The sequence below is a fragment of the Micrococcus sp. R8502A1 genome, from assembly GCF_006704135.1.
Taxonomy (GTDB): domain Bacteria; phylum Actinomycetota; class Actinomycetes; order Actinomycetales; family Micrococcaceae; genus Micrococcus; species Micrococcus luteus.
The window spans coordinates 1-7,676 of sequence record NZ_VIGS01000077.1 but is presented as its reverse complement, the minus strand read 5'-3'; the positions used below and the strand labels follow the sequence as shown (position 1 = coordinate 7,676).

Below are 7,676 nucleotides of genomic sequence, written 5' to 3'. Positions count from 1 at the left end.
CCTAGGCTGGGGACATGGCCGATCCGCACCCCGTCCTCGCCGCCTCCGCTCCCGTCCTCGCCGCCTCCGCTCCCGTCCTCGCCGCCTCCGCCCCCGACCTCGACCCTGACGCGCTGGACGCCGTCCGCGCGCTCGTGGCCGCCGCCGAGCGTCCCGTGGTGCTCTCCGGGGCGGGGATGAGCGCCGAGTCCGGCATCCCCACGTTCCGCGACGCCCAGACCGGCCTGTGGGAGCGGTTCTCCGCGGAGGAGCTCGCCACGGAGGAGGCGTTCCTCGCGGATCCCGCGCTCGTGTGGTCCTGGTACCGTTGGCGTGCCCGGATGGTGCGGGCCCGCCGACCGAATCCGGGGCACGACGCCGTCGCCGCCTGGCAGCGCCGCACACCCGGCCTGGAGGTGGTCACCCAGAACGTGGACGACCTGCACGAGCGCGCCGGCGCCCGGGTCCTCGCGCACCTGCACGGGTCCCTGTTCGAGCACCGCTGCGCGGACTGCGGGGCCCCCGCCGACGTCGACCCGGGCGCGCCCGCGGACGAGGCGACGACCGGCTCCGAGGCCGACCTCGAGGCGATGCTCCGCGAGGCACCGCCGGCCTGCACCGTGTGCGGGGACGGGCTGATCCGCCCGGGGATCGTGTGGTTCGGGGAGATGCTGCCGGCCGAACCCTGGGACCGGGCGTTCGCCGCGCTCGAGGACTGCGACCTGTGCGTCGTCGTCGGGACGTCGGGCATCGTTCAGCCGGCGGCGTCCCTGCCGTTCGTGGCGCTGGGAGCCGGGGTCGCCGTCGTCGAGGTGAACCCCGTGGAGACCGAGCTGAGCGGCGCGGTGACGCACGCGCTGCGCGGCTCGGCCGGGGCGGTGCTGCCCGCGCTCGTCGCCGGCGTCTGGCCCGGGCCGTCGGGGGCCTTGTCGACTGCGAGGCACGTCACATGGTGACGCAATAGACAACACACGCATGACTTAATAGGCTCCCCTTGCCGGCCCGCCAGGAACCCCTGGCCCGCGGCGCCGCCCCCGCCACTCCTCCCGAATCGAGATTGCCATGCCCCAGTCCCGCGCCCTCTCGCGTGGTGTCCGCCTCTCGGCCGTGTCCGCCACGCTGCTGCTCGCCCTGACCGCCTGCGCCGGCGGCACCGGCGGCTCCGGCTCGGACTCCGCGTCCGGCGCGGCGTCCGGCTCCGCCTCCGCCGCCGAGTCGGACAAGAAGGTCACCCTGTACTCGGGCCGCAGCGAGGACCTCGTCCAGCCGATCCTGGACGAGTTCACCGACGAGACCGGCATCGAGGTGGAGGTCCGCTACGACAAGACCCCCGCCATGGCCGCGCAGCTGATCGAGGAGGGCGAGGGCTCCCCCGCCGACGTGTTCCTCTCCCAGGATGCGGGCGCGCTCGGCGCCGTCGCCAAGGAGGGCCTGTTCACGCCCCTCGCCCAGGAGACCCTGGACCGCGTGCCCGAGACCTACCGGGACGACGAGGGCGACTGGGTCGGCCTGACCGGCCGCGTCCGCGTGCTGGCCTACAACGAGGAGAAGGTCCCCGAGGCCGACCTCCCGACGTCGGTCGACGAGCTGACCGATCCGAAGTGGAAGGGCCGCGTCGGCGTCGCCCCCACCAACGCGTCCTTCCAGACGTTCGTCACCGCCCTTCGCCTGCAGAAGGGCGAGGACGAGGCCCGGACCTGGCTCGAGGACTTCGCCGCCAACGACCCGCAGCGCCGCGAGAAGAACGGCGAGATCCTCGCCGACGTGGACGCCGGCACCCTGGACACCGGCCTGGTCAACCACTACTACCTGTTCGAGCTGGCCCGGGAGAAGGGCGTCGCCCCGGAGGAGCTGGGCGCGTCCCTGCACTTCTTCCCCGACGGCGACCTCGGCTCGCTGGTGAACGTGTCCGGCATGGGCCTGGTGGGCGAGCAGGAGGACGGCGACGCCGCCGCCCTCGTGGAGTACCTTCTCTCCGAGGACGGTCAGTCGTACTTCGCCGAGGAGACCGGCGAGTACCCGCTCGTGGAGGGCGTGGAGCAGCCGGCCGGCTTCCCGGAGCTCTCCGAGGTCAAGGCCCCCGACGTGGACCTCAACGACCTGGACGACCTCCAGACCACCATCCAGATGATCCAGGAGGCGGGCCTGCTCTGACCCCCCGAGCACCGGAGCCGGCCGTCCGCCGCACGCGCGGACGGCGCGCTCCCGCGGCGCTGACCGCCGCGGCCCTCGTGGCCGCGGCGGTCGCGCTCGTCCCCATCGGCTACCTGTTCCTGCGCACCGCCCAGGGCGGGTTCGGCCCCTGGCTGGACGCCGTCGTGAGCCCGCGCGTGGGCGCCCTGGCCGCCACCTCGCTCGCGCTCACCGCCGTGGTGACCGCGCTGTGCCTGGTGATCGGCGTGGGCGCCGCCTGGCTCGTCACCCGCACCGACACGCCCGGCCGCGGCCTGCTGGCCGTCCTGCTGGCGCTGCCGCTGGCCGTGCCCTCCTACGTGGCGGCGTTCACGTGGGTGTCCGTCTCGGACCTGCTGCCCGGCGTGGAGGCGGGGCGCTTCGAGGGGTTCTGGGCCGCGGTGACGGTGATGACCCTCTACACGTACCCGTACGTATACCTGCCGGTGGCGGCCGCGCTCTCCCGCATCGACCCCGGCCAGGAGGACGTGGCCCGCTCGCTCGGCCGCGGCCCCGCCGCCACGCTGTTCACCGTCACGCTCGCCCAAGTGCGCCCGGCGATCGCCGGCGGCGCCCTGCTGGTGGCCCTCTACGTGCTCTCCGACTTCGGCGCCGTGGCCATCCTGCGCCTGGACACCTTCACCCGGGCGATCTTCACGGCGCTCGAGGTGGGCTTCAACCGGCAGCTCGCCCTCACCCTGGCCACCGTGCTCGTGCTGCTGACGGTGCTGGTGCTCTGGGGCGAGTCCCGCACCCGCCGGGCCGACGACGGCGTCCGCTCCGGTCGCACGGTCCGCCGGGTCAGCGTGCACCGGCTGGGCCGGTCCCGCTGGGTCGGCACCGGGCTCCTCGCCGTGGTCACGGGCGCCGCGCTGGGCGTGCCCGCGGTGAGCCTGGTCCGCTGGATGGGCGAGGGCACGTCCCTGTCCGCCGTCCGGGACCGCTGGCTCGACGCCGTCTCCGGCTCCGTGGTCCTGGCGGGCGCGGGCGCGGCGCTCACCCTCGCCCTCGCCCTGCCGATCGGCATCCTCGCCGCCCGCCACCCGGGGCGCGTCTCCCGGATCGCCGAGCGCGCCGCGTTCCTCGCGCACGGGCTGCCCGGCGTCGTCGTGGGGCTCTCCCTCGTGTTCCTCGGGGTCTCCCTGGTCCCGGCGCTCTACCAGACCACGTGGATGGTGGCCTTCGCCTACGCCACCCTGTTCCTGCCGCTGGCGGTCACGTCGGTGGCCGGGGCCGTCGCCCAGTCCTCCCCTGCCCTCGAGGAGGCGGCCCGGTCCCTGGGCTCCTCGGGCGCCGAGGTGCTGCGCCGCGTGACCCTGCCGCTGGCGCTGCCGGGGGTGGGCGCCGGCGTCGCGCTGGTGGCCCTCACCGCCATGAAGGAGCTGCCCGCCACGCTGCTGCTGCGGCCCACCGGCATGGACACGCTCGCCACCCGCCTGTGGAACGCCACCAGCGTGGGCCGGTACGCCGAGGCCGCCCCCTACGCGCTCACCCTCGTGCTGCTCGCCGCGGTGCCCACGTGGGTGGTGGTCCACCGCACGGGGATCGTCGCGGCCGTGCGCGGCCGCTCGAGCGCCCCGTCGACCCCGAACGAGGTGTCAGAATGACCGCCATGCCCTCCCCCGCCGCCTCGACCCGCGCGTCCCGCCCGGCCGGTCCCCGGCCCGGCGTCGGCCACGCCGTGTCCGTGGCCGACCTCGGCGCCTCCTACGGGGAGGGGCCCGTCCTGGAGGGCGTGCAGTTCGACCTGGAGCCGGGCGAGCTGCTCGCCGTGCTCGGCCCCTCCGGCTGCGGGAAGACCACGCTGCTGCGCTGCCTGGCCGGCTTCGAGCGCATCGAGTCCGGCCGCATCAGCCTTGCCGGCTCCGTGGTGGCCCTGCCCCGCGTGCACGTGCCCGCCCACCGCCGGCACGTGGCCGTGGTGCCCCAGGACGGCGCCCTGTTCCCGCACCTGAGCGTGGCGGAGAACGTGGGCTTCGGGCTGCGCCGCCGCCGGCCCGGGCGGATGGCCCGCATCCAGGAGTGCCTCGAGCTCGTGGACCTCGCCGGCCACGGCGAGCGCATGCCGCACGAGCTCTCCGGCGGCCAGCAGCAGCGCGTGGCCCTGGCCCGGGCGATGGCCCCGCGCCCGCCGCTGATCCTGCTGGACGAGCCCTTCGGCGCCCTCGACGCCTCCCTGCGCAGCGGCCTGCGCCGGGACGTGCGCCAGGCGCTGAAGGAGGACGGCGCCACGGCCGTGCTCGTCACCCACGACCAGTCCGAGGCCCTGTCCATGGCCGACCGCGCGGCCGTGATGCGGGCCGGGCGCCTGCGCCAGCTGGGCACGCCGGACGAGGTGTACGCGCACCCGGCCGACGCCTGGGTCGCCGCGTTCGTCGGGGAGGCCTCCCTGCTGCCGCTGCTGGACGTGACCGGGCCGGAGCGCGACGGCGACCGGCGGATCGGGCGCACCGCCCTCGGCCCGGTGCCCCTGCACGGGGCGCGTGCGGCCACGGCTGTGCCCGGGGACCTCGTGGTGGTCCGCCCCGAGCACGTGCGCGGCACCCTCGACCCGACCGTTGACGTGGACGGGGTCGAGGCCGCGCGCGTCTGGACGCCCGCCACCGTGGTGGACGTGGACTACCGCGGCCACGACTCGGTGGCCACGGTCCAGCTGGCCGACGGCACCCGGGCCCAGGCCCGCGTGGAGGGGGCGCTGCCCCCGCTCGACGCCGCCTGCGGGGTCCGGCTCGCGGGCCCGTGCGCCGTCGTCGCCCCGGGCGAGTGACCGGCCCGGGGCGGCCCCTCAGAGCCAGACGCGCCGGAACTCCGCGCCCTGCACCAGAGTGTGATGCCACTCGACGGCGGTCGAATCGGTGAGCGAGGCGATCTGGTCGATCACCACGCGCCGCCGGGCTGCGTCGTCGGGGGCCTGCGCCCAGTCGAACGCGAACATCGGCTCGAGGTACCGGTCCCCCGTCGCGTCGAGCAGCGTCACGAGCTCCGCGAGCACCTCGCGCTGCCGCGCGTAGAGCGGCTGGCGCTGCTCGGCGGTCATCACGTAGGCCGCCGCGATGCCCTTCATCACGGCGATCTCGGTCTCCGTCTCCTCGGGCACCACGACGTCGGCGCCGTGGCGGGTGAGCGGCTCGTTGCCGAACACCTGACGCGTGGCGTCGAAGGCGGCGCTGCAGAACCGGCCGATCAGCTGGCTCGTCATGTCCTTCATCGCCGCCAGCGCCCGCCGGGAGCCGTCCATCTCGGAGACCCACACGTCGGTGGCCTCGAGGCGGGCCAGGGCCGCGTCGACCTCGGCCGGGTCCGTGTGCGGCAGGTACCACTGGCGGGTGGTCTCCACGACGCGCTCCCGGTGCTCCGGGATGGCCAGCCACTTGAGCTGGAACACGGCGTTGACCACGCCGTCCTCGACGTCGTGCACGGAGTAGGAGATGTCGTCCGCGAGGTCCATGACCTGGGCCTCCATGGACGTGCGCGTGCCGGGCACCCCGGCGCGGAACCAGCGGAACACGGGCAGGTCGTCCTCGTAGACGCCGAACTTGCGCGAACGCGTGCCGTCGGGGCGCAGCGGGGCGTCCTCACGGGTCCACGGGTACTTGCATGCGGCGTCGAGGGCGGCGCGCGTGAGGTTCAGGCCCGCGGAGGAGCCGTCCGCGAAGAGCTTCTTCTGCTCGAGGCGGGCCAGCAGGCGCAGGGTCTGGGCGTTGCCCTCGAAGCCGCCGACGTCCTCGCTGAGCGCGTCGAGCGCCTTCTCCCCGTTGTGCCCGAAGGGCGGGTGGCCGAGGTCGTGGGACAGGCAGGCGGTGTCCACGAGGTCGGGGTCGCAGCCCAGCGACCGGCCGAGCTCACGCCCCACCTGCGCCACCTCGAGCGAGTGCGTCAGGCGGGTGCGGGCGAAGTCGTCCGCGTCCGGGGCGACCACCTGGGTCTTGGCCCCCAGCCGGCGCAGGCCCGCGGAGTGCAGCACGCGGGCACGATCCCGCTCGAAGTCCGAGCGGTACGAGGACTTGGGCGGCTCGGGCAGCCACCGCTCCCGGTCCCACGGCGTGTAGCCGGGGGTCTGCACGGCGCGGCCGGCATACGGGGGCCGGCCTTCCGGGCCGAACAGCACCGGCTGGTGGGCGGCGCCGGTCCAGGGCGACGACGGCGCGGCGGGCGTTCCGGCGGCGGGCACCGGCGTCGTGGGCTCAGCCACCGGAGACGTCCAGCTCGGCGGCCGCGATCATGGCCTGCTGCTCGGCATTGAGCTCGCGGGAGTCGAGCCAGCCGTCCGGCAGGTGCGGGCGCTTGGGGGCGCCGGCCCGGCCGCGCGGGCCCTCGGCGGCCTCGCCCGGATAGGGCTGGTCCCGGTCCACGCGGGCGAGGATCTCGCCCAGCGTGGCCAGGTCCGGGACGGTGGACAGCGCGGTGCGGATCTCCGAGCCCACGGGGTAGCCCTTGAAGTACCAGGCCACGTGCTTGCGGATGTCCCGCAGCGCCTTGAGCTCGTCGCCGCCGAAGGTGTCCACGAGCAGCTCGGCGTGGCGGTACAGCGTGTCCGCGACCATGCCCAGGGTCGGCTGGAACCGGTCCTGGCGGCCCTCGAACGCGGCCTGCAGGTCCCCGAACAGCCAGGGCCTTCCCTGGCAGCCGCGGCCGATCACGACGCCGTCCACGCCCGTGCGCTCGACCATCGCGATGGCGTCCTCCGCGGACCAGATGTCGCCGTTGCCGAGCACGGGGATGTCCGGCAGGGCCTCGCGCAGCCGGGCGATGTCGTCCCACACGGCGGTGCCCGAGTAGAACTGGCGCGTGGTGCGGCCGTGGAGGGCGACGGCGGCGACGCCGAGGTCGCGGGCCGTGCGGCCGGCGTCGAGGAAGGTCAGGTGGTCCTCGTCGATGCCGCGACGCATCTTCACGGTCACCGGGATGTCCTTCTTCGAGGCCTCGGTGACGGCGGCCTTCACGATCGAGGCGAACAGCTCCGACTTCCACGGCAGGGCCGAGCCGCCGCCGCGCCGGGTCACCTTCGGCACGGGGCAGCCGAAGTTCATGTCGATGTGGTCGCAGCGGTCCTCCTCGACCAGCATCCGCACCGCCGCGCCGGTGGTGACCGGGTCCACCGAGTAGAGCTGCACGGAGCGGGGCACCTCGTCCGGATCGTGCTGGATGATCCGCATCGACTCGGGCTTGCGCTCCACGAGGGCGCGTGCCGTGACCATCTCGTTGACGTAGAGGCCGCCCCCGTACTCGCGGCACAGCCGGCGGAACGCGGTGTTCGTGATGCCGGCCATCGGGGCGAGGACGACCGGCGTCTCGACGGTGATCGGGCCGAGCCGCAGCGGGGGCAAGGTCAGGCGGTCCGTCGTGGGCGCGGCGTGGCGGCCCTCGTGGAGCTGGTCGTCGTCGGTGATGCGTCGACCCGCGCCGGCGGACTTGGCGTAGTGCGCGGCGTGGGGGTCGACGACGTCGTCGGCGTCGGTCACCGCCGCGGCGGGGAGGGTGTGGGAAGAAGTCATGTCCACTCCATCATCCCAGCGCAGTCAAGC

General features: G+C 74.9%; 6 protein-coding genes. 4 read left to right on the top strand and 2 right to left on the bottom strand.

Features of this window, described 5'->3' with window-relative positions; translation table 11 throughout:
* The first annotated feature begins 14 nt into the window (after positions 1-14).
* The 4 genes from FLM69_RS10695 to FLM69_RS10680 all read left to right on the top strand — a co-directional run bounded on the left by FLM69_RS10695 (position 15) and on the right by FLM69_RS10680 (position 4,918).
* Entirely contained in the window at positions 15-935 is a 921-nt protein-coding gene (locus FLM69_RS10695; RefSeq protein WP_141844189.1) for an NAD-dependent deacylase, read from the top strand.
* A 106-nt stretch (positions 936-1,041) separates the two neighbouring features.
* Positions 1,042-2,133 (top strand): iron ABC transporter substrate-binding protein, encoded by a 1,092-nt coding sequence (locus FLM69_RS10690; protein WP_036317448.1) that lies wholly within the window; start codon positions 1,042-1,044, stop codon positions 2,131-2,133.
* Between the two features lie 77 nt (positions 2,134-2,210).
* Positions 2,211-3,758: an iron ABC transporter permease gene (locus FLM69_RS10685; RefSeq protein WP_010079202.1), complete on the top strand. Its 1,548-nt coding sequence runs from the start codon at positions 2,211-2,213 to the stop codon at positions 3,756-3,758.
* Positions 3,759-3,763: 5 nt separating this feature from the next.
* Complete coding sequence (locus tag FLM69_RS10680) at positions 3,764-4,918, top strand: ABC transporter ATP-binding protein (protein ID WP_235188178.1); 1,155 nt, start codon at positions 3,764-3,766, stop codon at positions 4,916-4,918.
* 18 nt (positions 4,919-4,936) lie between these two features.
* Here the strand turns inward: FLM69_RS10680 and FLM69_RS10675 are convergent, their stop codons facing one another.
* Positions 4,937-6,343 (bottom strand): deoxyguanosinetriphosphate triphosphohydrolase, encoded by a 1,407-nt coding sequence (locus tag FLM69_RS10675; RefSeq protein ID WP_036339401.1) that lies wholly within the window; start codon positions 6,341-6,343, stop codon positions 4,937-4,939.
* Positions 6,336-7,646 (bottom strand): tRNA dihydrouridine synthase DusB, encoded by a 1,311-nt coding sequence (gene dusB / locus FLM69_RS10670; protein ID WP_235188179.1) that lies wholly within the window; start codon positions 7,644-7,646, stop codon positions 6,336-6,338. The genes FLM69_RS10675 and dusB overlap by 8 nt, the downstream gene beginning before the upstream one ends.
* Positions 7,647-7,676: the final 30 nt, after the last annotated feature.